The sequence below is a fragment of the Serratia sp. DD3 genome, assembly GCF_000496755.2.
Genome location: NZ_AYKS02000071.1, coordinates 189736 through 215068 on the forward strand (window position 1 = coordinate 189736; position 25333 = coordinate 215068).

24 protein-coding genes and 1 pseudogene are annotated in these 25333 nt (G+C 47.9%); 16 read left to right on the forward strand and 9 right to left on the reverse strand.

All coding sequences use genetic code 11. The features are described 5' to 3' along the window. The first annotated feature begins 207 nt into the window (after nt 1-207). On the forward strand, nt 208-1461 hold the full coding sequence (icd, locus tag IO95_RS13315; protein WP_023492472.1) for an NADP-dependent isocitrate dehydrogenase: 1254 nt from the start codon (nt 208-210) through the stop codon (nt 1459-1461). A 146-nt stretch (nt 1462-1607) separates the two neighbouring features. Here icd and IO95_RS26485 read toward each other — a convergent pair whose 3' ends face one another. Then, nucleotides 1608-1856 (reverse strand): tyrosine-type recombinase/integrase, encoded by a 249-nt coding sequence (locus tag IO95_RS26485; RefSeq protein ID WP_023492473.1) that lies wholly within the window; start codon nt 1854-1856, stop codon nt 1608-1610. 100 nt (nt 1857-1956) lie between these two features. On the opposite strand from IO95_RS26485, the pseudogene IO95_RS13325 reads away from it, so the two are divergent. The 3 genes and pseudogenes from IO95_RS13325 to IO95_RS13335 all read left to right on the forward strand — a co-directional run. Beyond that, nucleotides 1957-2178: pseudogene (locus IO95_RS13325) on the forward strand (DUF1367 family protein); the annotation flags it as partial. Further along, nucleotides 2178-2465, forward strand: a complete 288-nt coding sequence (locus IO95_RS13330) for a DUF1364 domain-containing protein (RefSeq protein WP_037385750.1) — start codon at nt 2178-2180, stop codon at nt 2463-2465. The pseudogene IO95_RS13325 and the gene IO95_RS13330, both read left to right, overlap by 1 nt. Continuing rightward, complete coding sequence (locus tag IO95_RS13335) at nt 2462-2824, forward strand: antiterminator Q family protein (RefSeq protein ID WP_023492476.1); 363 nt, start codon at nt 2462-2464, stop codon at nt 2822-2824. Before IO95_RS13330 ends, IO95_RS13335 begins: the two co-directional genes overlap by 4 nt. A 210-nt stretch (nt 2825-3034) precedes the next feature. On the opposite strand, the gene IO95_RS13340 is transcribed toward IO95_RS13335, so the two are convergent. The 3 genes from IO95_RS13340 to IO95_RS13345 form a co-directional block, all read right to left on the reverse strand. Continuing rightward, nucleotides 3035-4039, reverse strand: coding sequence for a hypothetical protein (locus tag IO95_RS13340; RefSeq protein WP_037385634.1), 1005 nt, complete (start codon nt 4037-4039; stop codon nt 3035-3037). A gap of 326 nt (nt 4040-4365) precedes the next feature. Then, the gene (locus IO95_RS25630) at nt 4366-4503 is read right to left on the reverse strand and encodes a hypothetical protein (protein ID WP_023492884.1); all 138 of its coding nucleotides are present in this window, start codon (nt 4501-4503) and stop codon (nt 4366-4368) included. A gap of 10 nt (nt 4504-4513) precedes the next feature. Next, on the reverse strand, nt 4514-5797 hold the full coding sequence (locus tag IO95_RS13345; protein ID WP_037385637.1) for a hypothetical protein: 1284 nt from the start codon (nt 5795-5797) through the stop codon (nt 4514-4516). 959 nt (nt 5798-6756) lie between these two features. On the opposite strand from IO95_RS13345, the gene IO95_RS26490 reads away from it, so the two are divergent. The 4 genes from IO95_RS26490 to yddG all read left to right on the forward strand — a co-directional run bounded on the left by IO95_RS26490 (nt 6757) and on the right by yddG (nt 10469). Continuing rightward, entirely contained in the window at nt 6757-7011 is a 255-nt protein-coding gene (locus IO95_RS26490) for a putative holin (RefSeq protein WP_072011675.1), read from the forward strand. Further along, nucleotides 7002-7157, forward strand: a complete 156-nt coding sequence (locus IO95_RS26495; RefSeq protein WP_369794354.1) for a phage holin family protein — start codon at nt 7002-7004, stop codon at nt 7155-7157. The genes IO95_RS26490 and IO95_RS26495 overlap by 10 nt, the downstream gene beginning before the upstream one ends. A gap of 50 nt (nt 7158-7207) precedes the next feature. Beyond that, on the forward strand, nt 7208-9175 hold the full coding sequence (locus IO95_RS13355; protein WP_023489671.1) for a gamma-glutamyltransferase family protein: 1968 nt from the start codon (nt 7208-7210) through the stop codon (nt 9173-9175). 397 nt (nt 9176-9572) lie between these two features. Further along, nucleotides 9573-10469 carry an aromatic amino acid DMT transporter YddG gene (gene yddG / locus IO95_RS13360; protein ID WP_235186769.1) on the forward strand — a complete coding sequence of 299 codons (897 nt, stop codon included), beginning with the start codon at nt 9573-9575 and terminating at the stop codon, nt 10467-10469. A gap of 91 nt (nt 10470-10560) precedes the next feature. Here yddG and hutG read toward each other — a convergent pair whose 3' ends face one another. The 3 genes from hutG to hutC all read right to left on the reverse strand — a co-directional run bounded on the left by hutG (nt 10561) and on the right by hutC (nt 13492). Further along, a complete protein-coding gene (gene hutG, locus IO95_RS13365; RefSeq protein ID WP_023489673.1) occupies nt 10561-11370 on the reverse strand; it encodes an N-formylglutamate deformylase in 810 nt (269 codons plus the stop codon). Continuing rightward, on the reverse strand, nt 11367-12587 hold the full coding sequence (hutI, locus tag IO95_RS13370; protein WP_023489674.1) for an imidazolonepropionase: 1221 nt from the start codon (nt 12585-12587) through the stop codon (nt 11367-11369). The genes hutG and hutI overlap by 4 nt, the downstream gene beginning before the upstream one ends. A gap of 149 nt (nt 12588-12736) precedes the next feature. Further along, entirely contained in the window at nt 12737-13492 is a 756-nt protein-coding gene (gene hutC / locus IO95_RS13375) for a histidine utilization repressor (RefSeq protein ID WP_023489675.1), read from the reverse strand. 176 nt (nt 13493-13668) lie between these two features. Between hutC and IO95_RS13380 the strand changes: the two genes are divergently transcribed. The 3 genes from IO95_RS13380 to IO95_RS13390 all read left to right on the forward strand — a co-directional run bounded on the left by IO95_RS13380 (nt 13669) and on the right by IO95_RS13390 (nt 16164). After that, nucleotides 13669-15036, forward strand: a complete 1368-nt coding sequence (locus IO95_RS13380) for a formimidoylglutamate deiminase (RefSeq protein WP_023489676.1) — start codon at nt 13669-13671, stop codon at nt 15034-15036. Further along, nucleotides 15036-15620 carry a HutD family protein gene (locus tag IO95_RS13385; RefSeq protein ID WP_023489677.1) on the forward strand — a complete coding sequence of 195 codons (585 nt, stop codon included), beginning with the start codon at nt 15036-15038 and terminating at the stop codon, nt 15618-15620. The genes IO95_RS13380 and IO95_RS13385 overlap by 1 nt, the downstream gene beginning before the upstream one ends. A gap of 157 nt (nt 15621-15777) precedes the next feature. Then, on the forward strand, nt 15778-16164 hold the full coding sequence (locus IO95_RS13390) for an ASCH domain-containing protein (protein ID WP_023489678.1): 387 nt from the start codon (nt 15778-15780) through the stop codon (nt 16162-16164). Nucleotides 16165-16214: 50 nt separating this feature from the next. On the opposite strand, the gene rsmF is transcribed toward IO95_RS13390, so the two are convergent. Then, a complete protein-coding gene (gene rsmF, locus IO95_RS13395) occupies nt 16215-17651 on the reverse strand; it encodes a 16S rRNA (cytosine(1407)-C(5))-methyltransferase RsmF (protein WP_023489679.1) in 1437 nt (478 codons plus the stop codon). 141 nt (nt 17652-17792) lie between these two features. On the opposite strand from rsmF, the gene IO95_RS13400 reads away from it, so the two are divergent. The 4 genes from IO95_RS13400 (at nt 17793) to htpX (ending at nt 22533) form a co-directional block, all read left to right on the forward strand. Beyond that, nucleotides 17793-18290, forward strand: a complete 498-nt coding sequence (locus tag IO95_RS13400) for a GAF domain-containing protein (RefSeq protein WP_023489680.1) — start codon at nt 17793-17795, stop codon at nt 18288-18290. Between the two features lie 109 nt (nt 18291-18399). Beyond that, on the forward strand, nt 18400-19158 hold the full coding sequence (proQ, locus tag IO95_RS13405) for an RNA chaperone ProQ (protein WP_023489681.1): 759 nt from the start codon (nt 18400-18402) through the stop codon (nt 19156-19158). 19 nt (nt 19159-19177) lie between these two features. Continuing rightward, nucleotides 19178-21226: a carboxy terminal-processing peptidase gene (prc, locus tag IO95_RS13410; protein WP_023489682.1), complete on the forward strand. Its 2049-nt coding sequence runs from the start codon at nt 19178-19180 to the stop codon at nt 21224-21226. A 428-nt stretch (nt 21227-21654) separates the two neighbouring features. After that, nucleotides 21655-22533 (forward strand): protease HtpX, encoded by an 879-nt coding sequence (htpX, locus tag IO95_RS13415; protein WP_023489683.1) that lies wholly within the window; start codon nt 21655-21657, stop codon nt 22531-22533. Nucleotides 22534-22668: 135 nt separating this feature from the next. Here htpX and IO95_RS13420 read toward each other — a convergent pair whose 3' ends face one another. Beyond that, on the reverse strand, nt 22669-24057 hold the full coding sequence (locus tag IO95_RS13420; protein ID WP_037385759.1) for an MFS transporter: 1389 nt from the start codon (nt 24055-24057) through the stop codon (nt 22669-22671). 366 nt (nt 24058-24423) lie between these two features. Here IO95_RS13420 and kdgR point away from each other — a divergent pair, with 366 nt between their 5' ends. Further along, the gene (kdgR, locus tag IO95_RS13425; RefSeq protein WP_023492755.1) at nt 24424-25215 is read left to right on the forward strand and encodes a DNA-binding transcriptional regulator KdgR; all 792 of its coding nucleotides are present in this window, start codon (nt 24424-24426) and stop codon (nt 25213-25215) included. Nucleotides 25216-25333 lie beyond the last annotated feature (118 nt).

A 25333-nucleotide genomic window follows, 5' to 3' on the forward strand; every position in this document is an offset into this window, starting at 1 on the left:
TGCCGCTATCACACGTTATTTACCACAAATTTATTGTGGCTGAATCGGTTAACGCTGTGATTTTTAACTAACAATCTTTGAACTAATTAATGATAAGTGCATTATAGCAGCGTTGTTTTGAGATTGGCGCGGATTGAATATTCAAGTAGTATTGACACGTATCTTACAAAGCATTAACAAAAATTGCGTTTGAAGAAGGAGAGGTTGATGGAAAGCAAAGTTGTTGTTCCGGCAGATGGTAAAAAGATCACGGTCGACGCCCAAGGTAAATTGGTTGTTCCTAATAACCCGATCATCCCATTCATTGAAGGTGACGGTATCGGTGTAGATGTTACCCCAGCCATGATCAACGTGGTTGATGCCGCAGTTAAAAAGGCCTACCACGGTGAGCGGAAAATTTCCTGGATGGAGATCTACACCGGTGAAAAATCCACTCATGTGTACGGCAAAGATGTCTGGTTGCCAGATGAAACCCTGGATCTGATCCGTGAGTATCGTGTTGCCATCAAAGGGCCACTGACAACTCCAGTGGGTGGCGGTATTCGCTCCCTGAACGTTGCTCTGCGCCAACAACTTGACCTTTACGTCTGTCTGCGCCCAGTACGTTACTATCAAGGCACGCCAAGCCCGGTAAAACAGCCTGAGCTGACGGATATGGTGATTTTCCGTGAAAATGCGGAAGACATTTATGCCGGTATTGAATGGAAAGCCGGCTCTGCCGAAGCCGATAAAGTGATCAAATTCCTGCGTGAAGAAATGGGCGTGAAGAAAATCCGTTTCCCTGAGCAATGTGGTATTGGTGTGAAGCCATGCTCAGAAGAAGGGACCAAGCGCTTGGTTCGCGCGGCGCTCGAATACGCCATTGACAATGATCGTGACTCGGTGACCTTGGTTCACAAAGGCAATATCATGAAGTTCACCGAAGGTGCCTTCAAAGATTGGGGTTACGAACTGGCTCGTGAAGAGTTCGGTGGCGAACTGATCGATGGTGGCCCATGGTTGAAGATCAAGAACCCGAAAACCGGTAAAGAGATTGTGGTCAAGGACGTTATCGCTGACGCCTTCCTGCAGCAAATTCTGTTGCGCCCAGCAGAATACGACGTTATCGCCTGTATGAACCTTAATGGTGACTATATTTCTGATGCACTCGCCGCACAGGTTGGCGGTATCGGTATTGCACCGGGTGCCAACATTGGTGCTGAATGTGCATTGTTTGAAGCCACCCACGGTACTGCACCTAAGTACGCTGGTCAGGATAAAGTGAACCCAGGTTCAGTAATCCTTTCTGCTGAGATGATGCTGCGCCATATGGGCTGGTTTGAAGCGGCTGACTTAATCGTTAAGGGAATGGAAGGGGCGATTGCTGCCAAGACTGTGACCTATGACTTTGAACGCCTGATGGAAGGCGCTAAGCTACTGAAATGTTCAGAGTTTGGCGACGCTATCGTTAAGCATATGTAAGATTGTTTTAACGCTAAATGATTACGGGAGCTTATGGCTCCCGTCTGTTTTTCTCCCTCAAAAAATTCTTCTGCAAAACTCCTGCAAAACCCCTGCAAAACCCCTGCAAAACTCTTCTGCAAAACGGTATGAAAAATGAGCGATTTTCATTCCCCTACAACCTTCCAATTCTTCCCCCGATCATCGTTATAACGGTCAGTTTGCCGCTGGGATTTGTGCCCTAGCAAATCCTTGGTATTTACTTTTTGCTCCCTATATAGCCGTTCAGCCAGTGAGCGAATTTCGTGAAATCCGGGTGGAGTTCCTTTATCCCAAGTTAAGCCAGATAGATCCCTAATTTTTTTGAAACTACTGCTGATTGTGTTGGCTTTCACCATGGCGCCACGACGAGCCATAGCTGCATTGTGAGTGTAATGAACAAGGTATTGTTGACGATGTTATTTCGGCATTGCGTAATGACCTGCGCAAGGGTCATGCCAATTGCATTGCAGTGGATGGGTAACCGTCCAAGTCGGTTACTACACTGAGTACGTCTATCCTGATGGCAGTAAAAACCACCGAGCCAAAGCAATCAGCTTTGTCCGTATGGATGAAGACGTGTTCCAGCAGCTGTACAAAGCAGCATTAAACGTTCTTTGGAACTGGATCTTGTTCCGCAAATTCCAGTCCATTGAAGAGGCTGAGAACATCGCTGCACAACTGCTGGAGTATGCATGATGGCAAATTTACGCAAAGAGGCCCAAGGGCGTGATTGCCAGATCCGCTTACCAGGTGTGTGCAACTTCAATCCTGAAACCACCGTTCTTGCGCATTATCGAATGGCTGGCACCTGTGGTACCGGCATCAAACCCGATGATTCGCAAGCCGCGTGGTCATGTAGCTGCTGCCATGATGTGATCGATGGTCGCGTTAAATCTGAATATACGCGTGAAGAATTGCGTTTGGCTCATGCTGAGGGGGGGCTGCGGACGCAGGTGATTTTGAGGGGAGAGGGTAAGCTATGAGAGATATGTACGATGTTTTGTCCCGTTGGGGCGTTTGGGCCCGTGAGGATAGCAACATTGATTACCCACCCATAGCAGCCGGGTTTAAAGGACTACTGCCGCCAAAATCCAGTGGCAAACAATCATGCTCTGATGATGATGGCCTGATGATTGATGGATGTATTGCAAGGCTGAAGAAGTACAAGCCGGAAGAGTACGACATAGTTGTGTTGCATCATTTCTACGGTCTATCGTTACGCTACATAGCCAAAAAGCGCAAGTGCTCTGATGGAACAGTCAGGAAGGAAATGCAGACAGCAGAAGGGTTTATAGGGGAGTGCTTGGCTATGCTTGATGTTCAACTTGATGTAGAATATTAGGTATGGGTGACTCAAAAATATTATAGTTAATAGCTACCTTATTTTATTGATAGAAAGAGACGGGACCATATTCTTATATTGACGGATTGGTGAGCCCGCCTAAAGGACTAAATAGCTGTTATATAGATGCTGAGTCCCCAGCAGTCCTACCAGCCTTATTTACCCTAATAATAATATTTTTTAAGTACCTTAAAATCAATTGGGCGTATTTTATTCAACATACCGTATTTCAGTATTGATGCCTAAGAACTCATAACAAGCTTCAACTTTTTTAATAAAATATTGGTCCCTAGAAAACAACATGTCTGAAAATGTTGCCATGCTAGCATGACTTTGATCACTGATAGCTGAATTAAAACGGCGATCTTTATGAATGTGAGAATCCGGATAATAGCCTAACATGTTTAGAATAATATAAATAGAGGCGACTTTCTGATAATTAAAATAATTTGATGACGGGTGGATTGGATTCCTGGCTATGCCGAAGAAGTCTTCTAAGGACATATGCACTCCATGAGGGAGGCTTTCTCGACAAATATTCCAAATCTGCTGAATTACATTTGGTGGTTCTATGTTGTTTAATTGAATTGGACCAATCCCTAAATGTTCTCGAAAGTCTTTTATGCCAGACCAGCCTATAGGATTTTGAATGTTTTTTGAGAAATGCTTTAATAATTCAGAAGATGCATTTTCGAATTTTTCCTTCATGTCATTTGCTTGTATTTCAAAGAGTGATGCTAACGCAGGAAATTCATGAAAAGTAATTTCAGGGACTTTTAGCAGCTCTTCAAATGCTGCTATCTTTTCATTCTTAATATCGTAGAAAGTTTTTTCTTTGGCACCTCCGAAAATTTTTTTAATATCAATCATCATTGAGTCATTAACAATATCGAATATAGGATCATTAGTATTGTACTCATGAAAGGCTTTGTGGCAGTCTATATTGGTAATAGTGGCCTTTCCTGTTGATTGATAGGTTTCATCTAGCAAAATTTTTAAATGAAATGCTTTTAGTTCATTTAGAACATCTAAAAACTGTTTCTCGTAACCAACAGATCTTTTTATCTCTTTTAGGGTTTCATCTGAATAAACGACTTGAAAATCACGGGCAAGATATTCTCCAAATTTATCCAAGCCGTTTTTTACGAATATATCTAATATGTTATGGTCAAGATAAGCTATTAATTTTCCTTGATAATCAGGTAACGACATCATTGACTCTCTCATACATAATCGGAAACTCCCTTATAGTAATAATTGTGAGTAGATACGTCAGCCATAAAAAGACAATCTAGTAGCAATGTTTAACGTTTCATGGTTTTTTTCTACACAACTTCTACGGCTTGTCGCTGCGCCACATAAGACAAGAAGCGCAAGTGTGCAGATGGAATAATCAGGAAGGAAATGCAGACGGCAGAGGGGTTTATACGCGGTTGCGTTGCTAAATGCAAGGCTAGATATAGAGTAAAATACCTTAGATAGATATCGCACAAAGTAATGACAATCATTGTATTAAAGCCCGCAATTGCGGGCTTTAATACTCATGAAGGTATCATGTGTTTTTTCAGTAAATTATGAAGAATTGTTTCTTCTTTAGGGTTTTGTTCTTTTGTTTTTTTTGCAAAAAAATCATTAACATTCTTAGGTTGTGATTGTTGATATGATTGTTTCATTGTCATTTTTGCCCTCCTAACTCCTTGTAAAGTAATGATGGTTTAATTCTTTATCAAAGTAATGCTTTCTTTTAACCCAAATGAATCCATCAGCCTTTGATATCACAGCGACGTCAATCGGTCCACCTACAGTTTCACTATCATCAGAAACTTTGCGCTTAAACGCTGTCAGGTTGACTAAAGATTCCGCCATGTAGGCAAGATCCTGTTTTGGTAGGAATTTTATCATATTAACTACTTTGCTAACATAGTTTTCATGTACAAATAGCCCGATACGTTCATCACAATCAGTGACGGTGTTTTCTACGATCTTAACAATAGCAGATCTTAGACCGTTCAAATGCTCTTCTGGTACCTGCTTAGTGATGACACAATCTATTCCTTCAAGTAGGTTAACGATCGAGTTCTGGTATTCGCTGTGAAGTTTTTGGATCAAGTTTTCACTGCAGCCTTGCATAAATGCACTAACTTCATCATCTTGAGCGAATGGAGTTACTCCTCCCTCGCCGTTGCCCGAACATTTTTCTTCATTAATATATTTGCGAATTTTCCCGTTATAAAAACCACAGACATCATAAGACAAAACTTTAGGATAGTAATCCTCGTTACCATAACCAGCTATTACAATCCCAGAAATGTTACCAACATCACTTTTTTTGCAAATCATGGCTGCGAAAACGTTCGTAAGAACGGATATTAATCTTGGAGGGATCTCTTCTAGTGGTAAGTCAGAAAATTTTTCAGTTACAATTCGTAATGTAACCTCTTTACAAAATTGGGTGGCATTATCCACGTCATCACCTGAGAAGCCATCAAGAAAATCAGTATCTGATAATCTTTCAAGTAGTGAGTCACAGTACGCCTCTAAATCTGCGAAAAAGGTTTGGTATGAGAATTGGTTCAAGTACAGGGTATCTTTTGTTGCAAAAAATTTTTCAACTAATTTACTGAAAACACTCTCTGATAGATGCTGATACAGGTGATCTGATCGCATTCCATCTGTAATAATGCTATTTGATTTTTCTAAAAACTCGAAAAAGCTCTTCGAGTATTCTTCTAATTTATCGAAATGAGCACCACCTAGCTGTTTTCTGTATGCTTTTATAACTAATTCCCAGGGAGCAGTACATAGGTCACCACTTCCATATACCATCAAACCAACGGGGTGATGTTTTGTTAGGGCAAAGAGTTTTTCGGCTCCATTATAAATTTTTTGAGTACCACCCCCTGAGATTGTAACGGCTGAGTCTGCTGCTAGAGCAACAGCAGACTTGTTATAAACAGCAATTTCTGCAGTCATTTACCTCTCCATGTGAATAATATCCATACTTACATATTTGGGGTGATGAATACAATGTAGACTATAACTAACGCGTACGCAAAAATTGCGCTAATGTGATAAGGGTAGTTACTCAGTCAGTATCTTCTTGAGTCAAACAGGCCCCACTTCGGTGGGGCTTTGTCGTCTTTGGCCCCAAGTCTTTTGGGGCTTTGTTGTATCCGCACCGCGCCGGTGCTTAAACCAAACCAAGAACCTGTTCAGAAATGAGCCTTTGAGGATGTCAGTAGTGGTAGGCGTACCTTCTTGGGCTGGTTTCCTGGGCGACAAGGGTTCATTTCTGAAAGGAAATACGTATGAAGCAAGTAACAGTGCTCCCTAAATTCGATTTTAAGCAGATGGTAATGACTATTAATGGATAGGTTATTACAAATATCCTGAAAATCGCATCTTACTTTGGTAAACGACATGACTGACAACGTATTGCGTAAAGCAACCTCGACCAATACTCGAATAGAAGCCTGCCGATGCGCGGGTTTTTTATTGGGATGAATGTTAATATATTCTTTCCAATGGTTAGATAAGGATGGGAGCATGCAATATAGATTTGAATATGGCGAGATTGAGGGTGAGACTTATCTCGTGCTCGTTAATCATGGGCAGGAGTGGTATTCCTCTGAGTCGTTATGTCGCATGGAGATAGATTCTACCATTCGCAGCATTTGTGATGCTGGTCAAGGCACAAATATTTGGTGGAAGATTTATAACGAAAATGGAAACGTAGTTCAACAGGGTAACAAACAATGTTAATTCTTTAATAAGTAATTAACATCATGACCACAGGCCGCGCCATACGTGGCCTTTTTCATTTCTACCGCCCGGCGTTCGCTGCGCGAAGCGAACAACAGGAGGTATACATGTCAGAGCCGATTAGTACCGGCGCGGCAACTACAGTAGTCACCAGTGTCACTTTTATCTGATTGTTATTAGGTACAGATGTAGGGGCTGTTATTGGGGCATTTGCCGGTTCTATTCTGTTTGTTATCTCTGCGACGGATTACTCGCTGCCAATAAAGGCGCAGCGATCTGTGGTTTCAATGATAGTGGGCGTGCTCGGTTCGGACTTTGTTGCCTCGATTATTACCTCGGTCACGCCAGAGAATGTAACTGCGGCGCTAATCATTTTCTACTTATTATCAACTCCATCGACCGTGGCTTATTGGCATTGCGCTTGATGTTCTATAGCCGCGAAGGGTCAACATATAGGCCATTGATATCGATTGCTGCATACCTGATTACAGTGGCGGCTGGCTCGGTATCGGGGAGAAAAAATAACCTAATTTTGCGTTCTAACCGGGGAAGCCTGTATTTGCGCATTTAGCAAATACTGCTATCGTCAAAACGAATCGTTTGATGACAACAGGATGGTCAATGATGAAAATAAAGGCATATTTACAAAAAAAATGTTGGGTATTAGCGCGCCGATTTCTGGTGTCTGCTGTTGTAATGGTATCGCTGCAGGGGGCTTTTGCGCAGACCCCAGCGGCGAGCAATGTTCAGGGGCAGGTGCCTAAACAGGATCAACAACCGGCGAATATGGGGCTGCGGCCAGCGATTATGGGCCCTACTGCCGCAGTTTCAACTGGGGATCCACTGGTCACAGCAGTAGCGACACGTATCCTCCTGCAAGGTGGTAATGCTTTTGATGCGGGTGTCGCTGCATTGATCGCGGGTGGTGTGCTTGAGCAGGATCTCTACAGCCTAGGGGGCGAGGCGCTGGTGCTGGTGTACCCTGTTGCAGACGCAAAAGTGACTTCCATCGTCGGGCAGGGGTGGGCACCGAAAGCGGTGGACGTTGATTGGTATATTTCTCGAGATAAAACGCTGCAAGGAGAAGGGCTTGACCCCGCCGTGGTTCCCGGTGCGTTGCATGCGGCGCTGACGGTGTTGGAACGTTGGGGAACCATGAGTTTTGAGCAGGTATCGGCGCCCGCTATCGATTATGCGGAAAAAGGTTTCCCAATGCGCATAAGTACCGCACGAGCAATTGCCGCTCAGTCCAAACTGTTTGAACGTTGGCCAGGCAATAAAACCTATTGGTACAAAGCGGATGGCACCCCGTATAAAGTAGGTGAGACTATCACTCTGCCCGCAACGGCAAAGACCTTGCGGCGTATGGTGGAAGCAGAACGCACTGCCAAAGCGCAGGGGCGTGAAGCAGGTATTGTGGCAGCACGCGATCGCTTCTATAAAGGTGATATTGCCAAAGAGATGGTCGCTTTTCTGCGCCAGAACGATGCGCCATTTGATGAGAGTGATTTTGCCGAATTTTATGCCCGTATCGAAGAGCCCACCAGCACCACTTATCGCGGTTACACCATCTATAAGCAGGGTTTTGGCAGCCAAGGTCCGGTGCTTTTGCAAACCCTCAATATCCTTGAACAGTTTGATTTAAAAGCGATGGGGTATGGTAGTGCTGACTATCTGCACACGATCGTTGAAGCGTTGAAATTGGCCTATGCTGATCGCGATACCTATTACGCGGATCCTGCCTTTGTGAACGTTCCTGCAGAAGGGTTATTGTCCAAAGCCTATGCCAAGGAGCGTGCTGCACTGATTAATCCCAAACATGCCTCGACTCAATATGTCGCAGGTAATCCGCTTAAATTTGATAGCCGCGTCAAAGAGTGGCCGTATGCGGTTATCAATGTTCAGGATGTGAACCGCAAGGGGCAATCTGCGGCACTGTTGTCTGAACCGATCATGTTGGCTTCCTTGGGCCGTGATTCGGCCGGGATTTCAAAAGATACGACCCACATGGCGATCGTCGATAAAGACGGCAACCTGTTTGATGCTACACCCAGTGGTGCTTGGATACCTGGTGCGGTGATCCTTGGCGATACCGGGATTGCCATGAGCGTGCGCGGCGAACAGTTTTGGTTGGACAAGCAACACGCTAATCAGGTTCGTCCTCATGCTCGGCCACGCTACACATTGACCCCCAGCCTTATCTTCAAAGATGGGAAACCCTTTATGGCGCTAGGTTCGCCGGGCGGTGACAACCAGGAGCAGACTATTCTCCAGGCGATGCTGAGTACCATAGATCGCTGGGAGGATTGGTACCCGAATCTGAACAAAGCCTTTGAGATGCCGCGAGTGCAAACATCGCACCTGTACGGGTCATTCTGGCCGCATGCTGCTGGGTTCAACAAGCTGGCAGTTGAGGCGACAGTGCCTGATGAGGTGTATAACGAGCTAAAAGCGCGCGGACATGATGTTAGCCGCTTGCGCACGTTTGGGATGTCAGGATGTGCAACCTCGGTGCTGATCGATCCCAATTCGGGTAACCGTTTTGCCGGGGCAGATCCACGCCGTGACTGTTATTCAATTGCTTACTAACCTGTGATACGGGTAGACGGGTGGGGTGGTCACACAGTTTGAGCCGACTCCATCAGTATTATACCCGTCACACTTCACAGGTCATTTTGAACCCAGGCAGTGCTCGAAATTCGCGCGCACTCGCTGTACGCCGCAGCTTTTGTGTGTTGTCTGGGGCCAAACTACCTCTGCCAATAGTGTCTATTGGCAGAGGTTCTTAGCCGTTAATCCTTGCCGTTGTACGGTAGAAGTACCCTGCATCGTGCTGTCGGGGGTGAATGAGCAGCAGAGAAAAGCCAATCGCTTGGCTGATAACAAATTATCGCGATCATCCTCCCTGATGTTCACCCACCTTTATTTTTACCCCGTGGCGCAGTAGAGTAAAAATCCGATAAAAAATAAATAATTGGATATGGCTGTGACGTTATCGTTGTCCGCTTCTCATAAATCGACGCTGCTTGGTTTGCTGGCCATTGTGCTATGGAGCAGCGTGGTGGGGTTGATCCGCAGTGTCAGTGAGGGTTTGGGGCCTGTTGGGGGGGCGGCAATGATTTACAGTATTGGCACGCTGTTCCTGCTGCTGTTGATGGGAATACCCAAGTTGAGTGAGTTCCCCCGTGTCTATCTGGTGGTTGGCAGTGTGTTGTTTGTGCTCTATGAAATCTGCCTATCACTCTCTTTGGGGTATGCCAGTAACCGAATGCAGGCGATTGAGTTGGGTATGATCAATTATCTGTGGCCCTGTTTTACGGTGTTAATGGCGATTGCGTTTAATGGTCAACGGGCCAAATGGTGGGTGCTGCCTGGTTTGCTGCTTTCATTAGTGGGCATTGGTTGGATCATGAGTGGTTCTGGTGGTTGGTCATTGGCGCAAATGTTGGATAACGTGCGTAGCAATCCATTAAGTTATGGTTTGTCGTTCAGCGGGGCGGTGATCTGGGCGGTTTATTGTAATGTCACCAAGAGGATTGCTCAGGGTAAAAATGGCGTGGTGTTATTTATTTCGTTGACCTCACTGGCACTCTGGGTGCTCTATCTTTTTACCGATGAAACAGCCATGCACTTTAGCTTGCCGGTGACTGTGGCGTTATTGTGTGTGGGGATCGCCATGGGGGCCGGGTATGCCGCATGGAATGTGGGGATCATGCATGGCAATATGACGCTGCTGGCGACCGCCTCTTATTTCACGCCAGTGCTGTCGGCGGTGTTTGCCGCTATTGTATTGAGCACATCCCTGACCCTGCATTTTTGGCAAGGTGTCATTATGGTCACGCTGGGGTCATTGATTTGCTGGCGAGCGACACGGGTGGATTAACACCTACTGGAATAGGCCCATTTCTGGGCCTGATTACGTTTTTGTATGGCAGCCTAGGTTATTGAAATTTTACTCTTTAGCTGTGGGCAGCTCAGCGACCAGCCTGTTGCTCACCCCATGCCAGCATCGTGCTAAGCAGTTGCCGTAACAGTTGCTGCAAAGGGGCGGCGCGAGTGGCATCAAAAGCAAAGGGGTATTGCTCAGACATATAATTCACTTGTGCCAACTCCAACTGCACCGCATGGTGATGCTTATCCGGCCGACCATAAGCCCGTGTGATATATCCCCCTTTAAAGCGCCCATTGAGTATATGGGTAAATTGTTGTTGCTGTTGGCAACAGTTGACCAATTGGTCACTGAGCGCCTGCGCACAACTTTCACCACTATTGGTGCCGAAATTAAGGTCAGGCAGTTTGCCGCTGAACAAGCGAGGTATCACCGAAGCAATTGAGTGGGCATCAAACAACAGGGCATAGCCAAATTTAGCGGTTAAGCGTGCCAGTTCATGTTGTAACTGTAGATGATAGGGGTGCCAGAGAGCTTGCAAATAGCCCGCACGCTCTTGGTCGTCAGGGGCGGCACCAGGGCGAAAACTTGGGCGGCCATCAAACAGCACATCAGGGAACAACCCGGTGGTGGCGGTGGTATAGAGCGGCTTATCATCGGCTGGGCGGTTAAGGTCGATCACCAAGCGGGAATAGTTGGCAATCAGAATGCTGGCGCCCATGGACCTGGTGAAATCGTATAACTGCGGAATATGCCAGTCAGTATCGGATAACGGCCGGGCATCATCACTTAGCCCTTGCTCTACCGCAGGGGTCAAGCGGGTTCCTGCGTGGGGGATGCTGATCAGCAGCGGCAGTTCACCTGCCTGGAACTCAAAAGGGTCACGAAGGGTCATTGGCGGACTTCTCCTCGGAAGATGATAGTGCAAGGCAGTTGCCCGCCTAACCAGTAAGCCAGCTCAGCGGGGCGTGATAGGGGCCAATGAACAAAATCAGCCTTTTTACCGGTTTCCAGTGAGCCATGGCTCTCTCGCAGGCCCAATGCCTGGGCAGCATGTAACGTAACGCCCGCTAGCGCCTCTTCTGGGGTGAGATGGAACAAAGTACAGGCCATATTGATCATTAAACGTAATGACAGGGCCGGTGACGTTCCTGGGTTTGCATCACTGGCAATAGCCATCGGTACACCGTGTTTACGGAAGAACTCAACCGGCGGGCATTGGGTTTCACGCAATAGGTAATAGGCACCGGGTAACAGCACCGCCACGGTACCGGCACGGCTCATGGCGATGGCATCCGCTTCCGTGGCATATTCAAGATGGTCGGCGGAAAGCGCCTGATAGCGCGCAGCCAAGCTACTGCCCGCAAGGGGGGAAAGCTGTTCGGCATGCAGTTTAACCGGTAGACCGGCCGCTTTTGCCGCGACAAAAACCCGCTCAACCTGCTCAGGGGAAAATGCCAGATGCTCGCAAAAGGCATCTACCGCATCGGCCAACCCTGCCTCTGCCGCTTGCGGGATAATGGTATCGCAAACCAGTTGGATGTAGTCATCGCTACGGCCACGGTATTCTGGCGGCAGGGCATGGGCGGCCAGACAAGTGGTTTTCACCTCAATAGCCAGTAATTCAGCTAACTGACGGGCGACGCGCAGCATTTTCAGTTCACTTTGTGGCGTTAACCCGTAGCCTGATTTGATTTCTACACAGGTTACGCCTTCTGCCAGTAACGGTTGCAGGCGGAATAGGGCTTGCTCCAGGAGTTGCGCTTCTGATGTATCGCGGGTGGCGTTGACTGTGGAAATGATACCACCGCCCTGAGCGGCTATCTCTGCATAGCTGACACCGTTCAACCGCTGTTCAAACTCACCGCTACGATCACCACCAAAGACCAAATGGGTATGGCAGTCAATCAACCCGGGGGTAATGATGCCGCCATCAAATGTCACGATATTTGATGCGGAGATCGCTGGCATTGAGGCTTGTTCACCTATCCAGACAATTTCGCCATTACGCACGGCGATAGCACCTTGGTGAATCGTGTGATATTTGCCATCACGCATGGTGACAATATCGGCACCTTGCCACAGGCTGTCGCAGTGGATCACTGACGTCATGGTATTTTTGCTCCTGCATACTTGTATAGACAATTAAAAAGTAACCTAGCGCATTCGGCTACTGGCGACAAGTGAAGGTGTGCGAATTTGTTACCAAGATGTGATTAAAGAGGAAAAAGCCGGGTGCAAGCAGCCACCCGTTGTAGCAATCAACTCTGGGTGCTAAAGCGCCCAAATAACTGGTAACGGCTGCCAGGATAGAGTAAACGCGCGGCGGTGACTGCCATTTTGCCTGACCAGGTGCGGCGGCGGATCAATAAGCCGGGTTCATTTTCCGCCAATTGCAGTAACTCCCGTTCGAGTTGCGTGGGGATCACCGCTTCAACAATATGCTCAACGGCGGTCAGGGGGGCAGATTGTGTTAGATAAGTATAGGGCGTGACCTGATCGAAATTTTGCTTGATATAGTCAGGGGCGGCCAGGGGATTGATACAGCGGTCTTCCAATTGCACCGGCACATTATCTTCATAATGCACAATTTGCGAATAGAACAATTGCTGTCCAGGCTGAAGGCCTAAGGCGGTGGCTTCTTCCTCACTGGCGGCGCGCGTGATTAACTGCATGATTTTGCTACTGTGCTGGTGGCCTCGGGCAACAATTTCATCGGCAATATTATGTACTTCCAACAAGGCGCTATGTGCTTTGGCCTCGGCAACAAAGGTACCAACACCTTGCATGCGGATCAGAAAACCTTCGCCGGTAAGCTCCCGCAATGCACGGTTGATGGTCATGCGGCTTACGCCCAATTCGCATACCAGTTCGCTTTCGGAGGGAATACGTTGATGTGGCTGCCAGTGACCTGTACGGATCTGACTGACTATTGCCTGCTTGACGCGTTGATAAATAGGTGCAGGAGCATCGTTCATTGCTGCAGACAGCTGTAACAGGGTTTGTTGATCGGCCACGACGTTAACCTCGTCAAATAAAAAAATAATAACATCAGATTAAAGTTGATGTTGCAGAATATATATGTATATACAAGTAAGTCTGTTTCACCAATTCAATGACATTGTTTCACATTTTTTTTACCTGCGCGCCTGTCGCGTGTACTGATTCGTAACCTCGACTTTGGAATACTGCTATGCCTGCTTATTTTGCTTCCCGTGCACTGCTTCCCTCTGGTTGGGCGCACAATGTACGGCTTGATGTTAACGCACAAGGTCAATTGACCCAAGTGATACCCAATGCTGATTCTGCTGGCGCTCATCATCTGCACGGTGCTGTGGTACCGGGTATGCCAAACTTGCATTCTCATGCTTTCCAGCGTGCGATGGCTGGGTTGGCGGAGGTTGCCGGTAAATCGCAAGACAGCTTCTGGACCTGGCGTGATTTGATGTATCGTCTGGTACAACGTGTAACCCCTGAGCAAATGGGGGTGATAGCGCGTCAACTGTATATTGAAATGCTCAAAGGTGGCTACACACAAGTGGCAGAGTTCCATTATCTTCATCACTCACCAGAAGGGAAACCTTATGCTGATGGGGGAGAAATGACCGGTCGCCTTAGCCTGGCGGCACAACAGGCCGGGATAGGGATGACGCTATTACCGGTACTTTACAGTTATGCCGGGTTTGGTGCTCAGCCGGCGCAAGCCGGGCAAAAACGCTTTATTCAGAATGTAGACAGTTATCTTCAACAGCAGCAGGTGGTTGCCCGGCAATTGGTCGACCAGCCGTTACAAAACCATGGGCTATGTTTCCATTCACTGCGAGCGGTTGAACTGCAACAGATGCAGCAGATCCTGGCTGCCAGTGTTCCATCGTTGCCCGTACATATTCATATTGCCGAGCAGCAAAAAGAAGTTAATGACTGCCTGGCATGGAGTGGGCAACGTCCCGTGGCTTGGTTATTTGAACATTTACCAGTGGATCAACGCTGGTGTCTGGTACACGCCACCCATCTGGACCGCGACGAGTTGCAACAGCTAGCGAACAGCAAAGCGGTGGCAGGTTTGTGCCTGACGACAGAGGCCAACCTGGGGGATGGTATCTTCCCTGGCGATAGCTACCTGCATCATCAGGGGCGCTGGGGTATTGGCTCCGACAGCCATGTCTCGCTCAGTGTGGTGGAGGAGTTACGTTGGTTCGAATATGGGCAGCGGTTGCGTGATCAGCGTCGTAACCGTTTGACGACGCCAGAACAACCTTCCGTGGGTGATGTCCTTTATCAACAGGCCTTACAAGGGGGCGCGCAAGCCTGTGGTAGCAAGATTGGCAAGTTGGCAGCAGGTTACCGGGCAGACTGGTTGGTATTGGATGGGGATGATCCTTATCTGGCGGCAGCACCTGATGCGTCTATTCTGAACCGTTGGCTATTTGCTGGGGGTAGCCAGCAGATCCGTGACGTATATGTTGCTGGGAATCAAGTGATTGAGCAGTGGTGTCACGCATTACAACAGCAAAGTAGTGCTGAGTTTCTGCAAGTACTGAAAACTTTGCAGGAGGTTTAATGAATCTGCATCGCTTTTGTTTTGACCAACTCCCGGTTAGCTCATGGCGCAATGGGGGCGGTGAAACCCGTGAAATCACCAGCCAACCACCGGGTGAAACCTTATTTGATTGGCGAGTCAGTATCGCTACCATTGCACAGGATGGCCCTTTTTCGGCATTCAACGGCATTGACCGCATCATTACCCTATTGGAGGGGGATGGGGTGCATTTGTACAGCCCAGGGCAGATTGATCACCGGTTACAGCGTATCGGTGAGCCGTTTGCCTTTTCCGGGGATTGCCCATTGGAAGCCAAATTACTGGGGGGCAGCAGCCATGATTTTAATATCATGACGCGACGTGGTGAGCATTCGGCACAGGTACAGCCCATGGTAACCACTACGGAGCTGGCACCACAGCATGCCGGAGTGCTCTATATATTGCGTGGTGAGTGGCAGTTGCCTGATGGGAGCCTGTTAACCCCCCGGCAGGGATGCTGGTGGTTGCCAGGAGACGGCCCACAACAGTTGACAGTACAAAAGAACGGTAGCTTGGTATTGTGTGCAAAGATAATGGCGTGCAAAGATAATGGCGTGCAAAGATAATGGTGTGCAAAGATAATGGCGAGCTGAGATCATAGCGGGCAGAGATAGCGGTGATCAGCTGCCAGTAGGGCACTACCCCCTGTAGCCTGCATGACGACGGCGCAAATACCGGGTATTATTCGACGCACAGTGATAGCACAATAAGTAGGGTACAGTCATGGTGATTCCTGAGAAGTATGAACATGTAGAACGCTGGGCATTTGGTGATACTGAGCAACAGGCCGGTGAACTGGCCAGATTGGTGCTTACCGGGGTAAAGACCGCCACCTGTGCCAACCTTGATGGTGAAGGTATCCCACGGCCCGGTGATATTTTTGTGGTGGTGGGGGGGAAGAATGAGCCGGTTTGTGCCATAGAACTGACCTCAGTCAATATCAGCAGTTTTGATCAGGTTGACGAAGCTCATGCTTTAGCCGAAGGGGAAGGGGACCGGACACTGGCTTATTGGCGTAACGAGCATCAACGCTTTTTTGCCGAGTACGATCTGTTCTCGCCAGATATGACGCTAATCTTGATGCACTTTAAAGTTACCGAAAAATTTTGAGTGCTCTCCCGTTGCCACGGATAAATAGAGCGGCAACGGGAACAAGAACCTTACTGATGAAAATCCAGAATGCCATCCCGTACCAGCTCACGGGGTAAACTGTTTTTAATCCGGTTGCCTATGCGTTTCGCCAATCCCAGCGGTTGATGCTGATAGGTGAGAATACAATCGTTATTTTGTGGTGGCTGTGGCGGGTAGATATCGCGCCCTTGAAACCATTGCTGGGCTAATTCTGCATCAAGCTCAAATGCCTGCGGGTTATTGCTACCGGCTAAAGCAATGACGGCCTCATGCTGCCAACGCATTCCTTTAGAGAAGCGCTCGGCTAATTTTAGGCCGATGCGTGAAAAACGCACTTTGCCGATAAAGCTTTCCACTTCAGTAGGAAATAGCCAGACCTCGTTATCTCTCCCCCATAATCGGCTGGTTTCATCCCACACCAATCCACAAGCTTTGGCTGCTTGTATCACCGGAGCGGCATCTTTAGCTGCCAAGGGGGTGAAAGGGAATTTGCCAACTTTATAGTCGGGTTGGCTTAATGGCGCGATACTGTGGTTTTTACGTAGGCGAGCAACAAAAAATCCCTCACTGTCGTAAATCTGTGGAAAAACATGCAAAAAGCCTTCGGCGGTTAAGGCTTTTTCTGCCCCGGGGAATAAGCCCCCTAAAGGTTCAATACTGACCGCATCCCCATAGGTAGCCAATAGATGGTTGATGACTTGCTGGTTTTCTTGGGCATTCAAGGTGCAAGTGGAATAAACCATTACCCCGCCCGGGGCTAAGGCATGAAAGGCACTTTCTATCAATTCACGCTGAGTTTGGGCGATGCTGGCAACGCTTTCCGTTGACCAGTTGCTCATGGCATCGGGATCTTTGCGCACCACGCCTTCACCTGAGCAGGGGGCATCCAGCAAAATGGCATCAAAGCTTTCTGGCAATGCACGACCAAACACTCGGCCATCAAAATGCGTCAGCGCCACATTTTTGACACCACAACGGCTAACATTGGCATGTAGTACTTTAACCCGGCTGGCAGAATATTCATTCGCGACGATAATGCCTTGGTTCACCATCAATGCAGCAATTTGGGTGGTCTTGGAGCCGGGGGCCGCGGCCATATCCAGTACCCGATGTGGCGGAGAACCATAAGCAAAAAGGGCACTTACCGGTAACATGGAACTGGCTTCCTGAATATAGAACAGGCCGGTTAAATGTTCAGCCGCGCTACCCAGACGCAAGGTTTCATCGATACGTTCGATCCAGAAACCTTCATGGCACCAAGGGATGGGTTGTAATTGCCAGCCATAGTCCTTTACCAATGCCTGAAAATCTGCGACGCTGATTTTCAGGGTATTGACCCGCAGGCTACGCCGCAAAGGTTGTTGGCAAATATTGATAAAGTCATCCATTGATAAATGGTCTGGCATAATGGCGCGAGTTGCGTCAAGAAAAGCAGCAGGCAAAAATGGCGTGGCAGGTTTGGCCAAGGGGAACTCTCAGGGCTAAAAAAAACCGAAGGGGCTAGTCTAGCATAGAGTGGGCTGCTGGGAATACAGTACCTATCGGATGGTCAGTGAAGGTGGTACTTCGCTAATTGTACCAGTGACAAGAATAGAAATGGTTACTACATGACTCAAGAACATTTTTATACAGAATTAAAACGCGATTTGTGTGCATTATTGGCGGGCGAAACTCATTTCATTGCTGCCTTATCCAATGCCAGCGCATTGCTCAATGAACGTTTGGATAATATCAATTGGGTAGGCTTCTATCTGATGGAGGATAATCAACTGACGTTAGGCCCATTCCAGGGCAAGGTTGCCTGTGTGCGTATTCCGTTGGGTAAGGGCGTTTGTGGTACCGCCGTTACAGAAAAGCAGGTACAGCGTGTTGGGGATGTGCATGCGTTTCCAGGGCATATTGCCTGTGATGCTGCTAGCAATGCAGAGATCGTGCTGCCGTTAGAGATAAACGGTCATATCATTGGCGTTTTGGATATTGACAGTACAGTTTATCATCGTTTCGATCATCAAGATGAAATTGGCCTTAAGGCCGTGGTGGCGGGGCTTTGCGAGCGATTGGAACAGTGTGATTATGCAAAATATACCACCATAACGTTAAGTTGAGCTAAGGTTAACGTGGCATTTAGCGATGACGTCATTATAATATCGCCTGTTCATGCCCGCGGCTTGTTGGCAACCGCTCGTTGGCGACCCGTTGTAATCAGGAAATTTCATGGAAAATCAACCCAAGTTGAACACAGTCAAAGAAGTCATTGCTTTTCTTGCCGAGCGTTTCCCGCTCTGCTTTAGTGCCGAAGGTGAAGCTCGTCCACTGAAAATCGGTATTTTTCAGGATCTGGCAGAGCGTATGCAAGGGGAAGAAAACCTCAGCAAAACGCAATTACGTTCCGCTTTACGCCTGTATACCTCAAGCTGGCGTTACTTATATGGTATTAAAGTTGGTGCGCAGCGTGTTGACCTGGATGGTAACCCTTGCGGTGAACTGGAGCAGCAACATGTCGACCATGCTCGCCAACAGCTTGTTGAAGCCAAGGCGCGTGTTCAGGCACAGCGAGCTGAGAAAAATGCCAAAAAGCGTGAAACTGAGGGTGAAGCGGCAGCTACTGAACCTCGTCGTCCACGTCCTGCAGGCAAAAAACCACAGGTTCGCCGTGAAAATGGCACCGCCTCAGAGAATCGTAGACCACGTCCACAAACTGCTGGTCCTCAAAGCTCTGGTTCACCAACCTCTGGTCCACAAAGAACACGCCCACAGAAAGAGCGTGAGCCTCAAGCAGTAAAAGAGGCAACCCAACCGCGTGCTGTGCCAGTTACCGATATTTCCAAGCTGCAAATCGGCCAGGGAATCAAAGTCAGGGCAGGTCAGAGTGCGATGGATGCGACAGTACTGGAGATTGCTAAAGATGGTGTGCGTGTGCAGCTATCATCTGGCTTAGCAATGATTGTACGCGCAGAACACCTGCAGTTCTGATACGGAGGCCAACCAAGGCATGAACAAATTTTTCAGATTCACCGCCGCAGTGATGTTGTTGTGGGCGGGTGTCAGTTATGGTGCGGATACTGCCAACATTCGCATCGATCAGTTACCGCAGCTCGAGCAGGAAGTGCAGCATACTACCGTCAGTGAGCGTGTCACTTCGCGGTTTTTACGTTCTCATTATCGCCAGTTTGCTTTGGATGCGGACTTTTCAGGCAAGGTCTTTGATCGTTATCTGAATTTGTTGGATTATAGCCACAATGTGTTACTGGCTTCCGACGTGGCACAATTCGCCGATAAGCGCAGTACCTTGGGGAATGAATTAAAATCCGGCAACTTAGTGACCCCCTATGCGCTATTCAATCTAGCGCAGAAACGTCGTTTTGAGCGCTTCCAGTATGCATTATCGCTACTGGATAAGCCGATGAACTTTACGGGTAATGATACGATTGAGCTTGATCGTAGCAAGGCTGCTTGGGCGAAAGATAAAGCTGAACTGGATCGCTTGTGGGATGCCAAGGTTAAATATGATCAGTTGAGCCTCAAGCTGGCGGGTAAAACCGACCAGGAGATCCGCAATACGCTGACCAAACGTTATCAGCTTGCGATTAAGCGCCTGACGCAAACCAATAGTGACGACGTATTCTCACTGATCATGACCGCTTTCGCGCGCGAGATTGATCCCCACACTAATTACCTCTCTCCACGCAATACTGAACAGTTCAATACCGAAATGAGCCTCTCTTTGGAAGGGATCGGTGCCGTATTGCAGATGGATGATGATTATACCGTCATTAACTCCATGGTACCGGGTGGCCCTGCAGCCAAGAGCAAAGCGATTACCGTGGGTGACCGTATTGTTGGTGTTGGGCAGACCGGCAAGCCGATGGTCGATGTTATTGGCTGGCGTCTGGATGATGTCGTTTCGCAGATTAAAGGGCCGAAGGGCAGCAAGGTGCGCCTGGAGATCCTGCCTGCCGGTAAGGGGACAAAAACCCGTATTGTTACATTAACCCGTGAGCGTATCCGCCTGGAAGATCGCGCGGTGAAGATGACCATCAAAACCGTTGGCAACCAGAAGGTTGCTGTGATGGATATTCCGGGCTTTTATGTCGGCCTGACTGACGATGTTAAAGTTCAATTGCAGAAAATGGCCAAACTGAATGTAGATAGCCTGATTATTGATCTGCGTTCTAATGGCGGCGGTGCACTGACCGAAGCGGTGTCGCTTTCTGGCTTGTTTATTCCAAGCGGCCCAGTGGTGCAGGTACGTGATAATAACGGCAAGATCCGTGAAGATGCGGATGGCGATGATGTTATTTACTATAAAGGCCCGCTAGTGGTGCTGGTTGACCGCTTCAGTGCCTCCGCTTCTGAAATTTTTGCTGCAGCGATGCAGGATTATGGGCGCGCATTGATTGTTGGCGAACCTACCTTCGGCAAAGGTACAGTTCAGCAATATCGCTCGTTGAATCGTATTTACGATCAGATGCTGCGCCCGGAATGGCCAGCGTTGGGTTCGGTACAGTACACCATTCAGAAGTTCTATCGTGTTGATGGGGGCAGTACTCAGCGCAAAGGGGTGACCCCTGATATTCTGATGCCTACCGGCGTTGACCCGGCAGAAACCGGCGAGAGCTTTGAAGATAATGCTATGCCATGGGATAGCATCAATGCGGCCAATTATACTAAAACTGGCAATATGAAACCGCTAGAAGGCGAGTTGCTGAAAGGCCATGCTCAGCGTATCGCCAAGGATGCTGATTTCCAATATATTGCCCAGGACATTGCTCGTTACAAGGCATTGAAGGAAAAACGCAATATCATCTCTCTTAATCTGGCCACCCGTGAGAAAGAGAACCATGACGATGATGCCATCCGCCTTCAGCGTATTAATGAGCGCTTGCAGCGTGAAGGTAAGAAGCCGTTGAAATCTTTGGAAGACCTACCGAAGGATTACAAAGATCCCGATCCCTATCTGGATGAAGCGGTGAGGATTGCTCTTGATCTTGCCAATCTGGAAAAACAGAAACCCTCACAACAGATGACTGGCACCAAGTAAGTCAGCGGGTATAAAACAGAAAGCGTCCTTTTAGGGCGCTTTTTTTGTCTAAATAGTCAATGAGTTGAGCGGTATCAGGGTAGCAATAGGGCGTTAGCTATAATAAGTGATGAGTATAAAATTTAACCATTTTAACGGGTGTGGGGACTAAGTTTCTCCAACGATTTAACGTCTACGAAAAGATGTGTTGTGAGGTTATCTGGTTTATCACAGAGTTGGGGTGAACCGAATTTCTTAACTTTTACAACTCCCCCGCTATAATAAAAAGTGTTTATCTTTTGTAAGATTGTTGTGTGTACTCTGTATTGTAAAGTTTCGTATTTTTAGTAGGTTAATGATTCGCAACGCTTGAAACTACAACTTATGCCCATACGATTTGGCTATCTGAGATCGTTTTGTGTTAACACTAATGAGGAAGTAAACATTTTATGATGCGTATAGCTCTGTTTCTGCTCACCAACCTGGCGGTGATGTTAGTTTTCGGGTTAGTACTTAGCCTGACAGGGATTCAGTCTAGTAGCGTTCAAGGCTTGATGTTGATGGCGGGTCTGTTTGGTTTTGGTGGTGCGTTTGTTTCGCTGCTGATGTCGAAATGGATGGCGCTGCGTTCCGTCGGCGGGGAAGTGATCGAACAACCGCGTAATGAAACCGAGCGTTGGCTACTGGAAACCGTCAAGCGTCAGTCACAGCAAGTAGGTATTGCCATGCCACAGGTGGCTATTTACCATGCTCCAGACATTAATGCTTTTGCCACCGGGGCCCGTCGTAATGCCTCACTGGTGGCGGTGAGTACAGGCCTGCTGCAAAACATGAGCCGTGATGAAGCTGAAGCCGTTATCGCTCATGAAATCAGTCACGTTGCCAATGGTGATATGGTCACCATGACGTTGGTTCAGGGGGTAGTAAATACCTTTGTGATCTTTATATCGCGTTTGATTGCACAGGCGGCTGCTGGCTTCCTCGGAAACCGTGATGGTGAAGGGGAAGGTAATGGTAACCCGATGATTTATTTTGGGGTGTCCATGGTGTTGGAATTGGTCTTTGGCATCTTGGCCAGCATTATCACCATGTGGTTTTCGCGCCATCGTGAGTTCCATGCTGATGCAGGGTCTGCCAAATTGGTGGGCCGTGAGAAGATGATTGCTGCACTGCAACGATTGAAAACCAGCTATGAACCACAGGAAGCTGGCAGCATGATGGCGTTTTGCATCAATGGCAAATCCAAATCACTCAGCGAACTGTTTATGTCGCACCCACCGCTAGACAAGCGGATTGAAGCATTGCGTGCTGGGCAATATCTGAAGTAAAGATCAGATGATAACCCTATCATCCTGAGCTGCTGTAGTGCATTTCGTGTTCAGGTAAAGGCGTTTAGAAGTTTGTAGTATCTTTGCAACAACAAGCCCCGGTAATAATCCGGGGCTTGTTGTTTGTGAAGTGAGCTATTGGTTTTTATCAGCGGTGACTAAGCGTGGCTGCGTCATACGCAGGCAACTGACTAAGGCAGCCAGACTGGCAAATGATCCCGCCAGCACTAATGAGATATGCGTTCCGTTAGACGGGAACCAGTTAAACATCAATGCCACCAGCGCAGCCCCGGTGGTTTGCCCTAACAGACGAGCTGTGCCCAGCATACCACTGGCCCCACCACTGCGGTGCCGAGGCGCAGATGAGATAATAGTGTGGTTATTCGGGGATTGGAATAACCCAAACCCGGCGCCACAAAGCACCATACGCCAGATAATATCGAGGTCGGTCGGGTCGCTGGGGAGTAATGCCAGCAAAAATAACCCCAGCGCGAAGATAGCGAGGCCAATTCCCCCCAGTAAACCCGCATGAATACGCTCCACCAGTCGACCTGCAATGGGGGCCATCACGATGATGGCTAACGGCCAGGGGGTTAATAGCAATCCGGTGGCGACTACATCACGCCCTAAATGAGTCTGCAGAAAGAAGGGGAGTGATACCATGGCCAGCATCTGAGCGGCAAAGGAGCAGACAGAGGTGCCCATCGACAAGGCGAAAATAGGGATGCGTAACAGGTCTACCGGCAATAGTGGTGATTCTTGATGTAACTGACGGCGGACAAAGAAATAACCGATTACCAGCAGGGCGGCAACCTCTGCAGCAATCAATGGCAGGCTTTGCCCTTGAGCAAAGCCACTGATACTGATGATCAATAGACCGAAGGTTAACGCATTCATCAGAGCACTGAGTAGGTCAAAACGCTGGTTGTTACTTTTCTGACTATTGGCGGGGAGAAATTTCATTCCCAAGAGTAGCGCGACGATGCCGATAGGTAAGTTAATGGCAAAAAGCCATTGCCAAGAGGCGACTGATAGAATCGCGGCGGCAACGGTAGGGCCAGCTGCTGAAGAGAAAGCAACAATCAATGAGTTGATACCGATACCTCGCCCCAGGATCCGTTGTGGATAGATGATACGGATCAATGCCGTATTGACGCTCATAATGGCTGCAGCCCCAAACCCTTGCAGCACGCGGGCGATAGTCAGGGTTAACAGCGAATCAGCAAGTGCACAGAACAAGGAAGTAATACTGAATAGCAATAACCCAGCCTGATAAACACGGCGATAACCAATCAGGTCACCCAGTGAAGCCAGAGACAGCAATGAAATGGTGATGGCCAATTGATAGGCGTTGACGATCCAGATCGAACTGGCAGGGCTAGCCTGCAGGTCGGTGGCGATAGTGGGCAAAGCCACATTGGCGATGGCACCATCAAGCACAGAAACGGTGATGCCGAGGGCAATAGCCAGGATCGCACCATAGCGTTGTGGAATGGGTAAACCGTCGGAATCGGAGTGCGTCATAGCCAGGCTGTTAATCAACTTAGGAAGTATTAACATGCTAATCATATTCGATACTGAATGCACCCTCAGTTTCTGTGCTAATTGTAAAAATGGTGAGGAAATGGTGCTGTACCCTTCATACTTCAAGTTGCTTGGGTGTTAGCGGCATCCGTTCATACCAATCTATGCTCCTGGTGACTCTCGGACTTGCTGCCTACAAGAAAATCGGACTATTTTGGGTATAATTGCTTCATTGCTGGCTATTTTTCGGCAACTTTCATTGCATGGAATAAATTGTTCCGCTTATACTCACTACCTTCAGATAGAGTATATTGAAACTCTTATTCAAATTTCCTAAAACAAAAGCAGCTAAGTAAGGTATTTACTATGGCTAGTATCGATCTAGACAAGCAACCAGACTCGGTTTCATCAGTATTAAAGGTGTTTGGTATCCTGCAGGCACTGGGTGATGAACGTGAGATTGGTATTACCGAGCTTTCTCAGCGGGTAATGATGTCAAAAAGCACGGTTTATCGTTTTTTACAGACCATGAAATCACTGGGATACGTATCCCAGGAAGGGGAGTCTGAGAAATATTCACTCACGATAAAACTGTTTGAACTGGGGGCTAAATCACTTCAACACGTTGATTTAATCCGCAGTGCCGATGTTCAGATGCGTGAATTATCAAAGCAAACCCGTGAAACCATCCACTTGGGTGCATTGGATGAGGACAGCATTGTTTACATTCACAAGATTGACTCAATGTATAATTTACGGATGTATTCGCGTATTGGCCGCCGTAACCCGTTACACAGTACTGCTATCGGTAAGGTGCTATTGGCATGGCGTGATCGTACAGAAGTTGCTGAGATCCTCTCCCAGATTGAATTTACGCGTAGTACTCCTTACACCATCAGTTGTGCTGCAGATTTGTTGCCATTGCTGGATAAAGTGCGTGAACAGGGTTTTGGCGAGGATATTGAAGAGCAGGAAGAGGGGCTGCGCTGCATCGCGGTGCCAGTGTTTGACCGCTTTGGTGTGGTTATTGCGGGGCTGAGTATCTCGTTCCCGACGATCCGTTTCTCCGAAGACGCTAAAGATACTTATGTACAACAGTTACATACCGCAGCCCGGTTGATTTCAGTACAGATGGGCTATCACGATTATCCATTTTAAACCCATTAGCTAATCAGGAGGGGGTATCCGTTAAATCCAGAGTACCCCATGATATAGGCTAATGGTCGGGAACCTTAATCGCTGCCGAGGTAGCGATTAAGGTTGTCGATGGGTACTT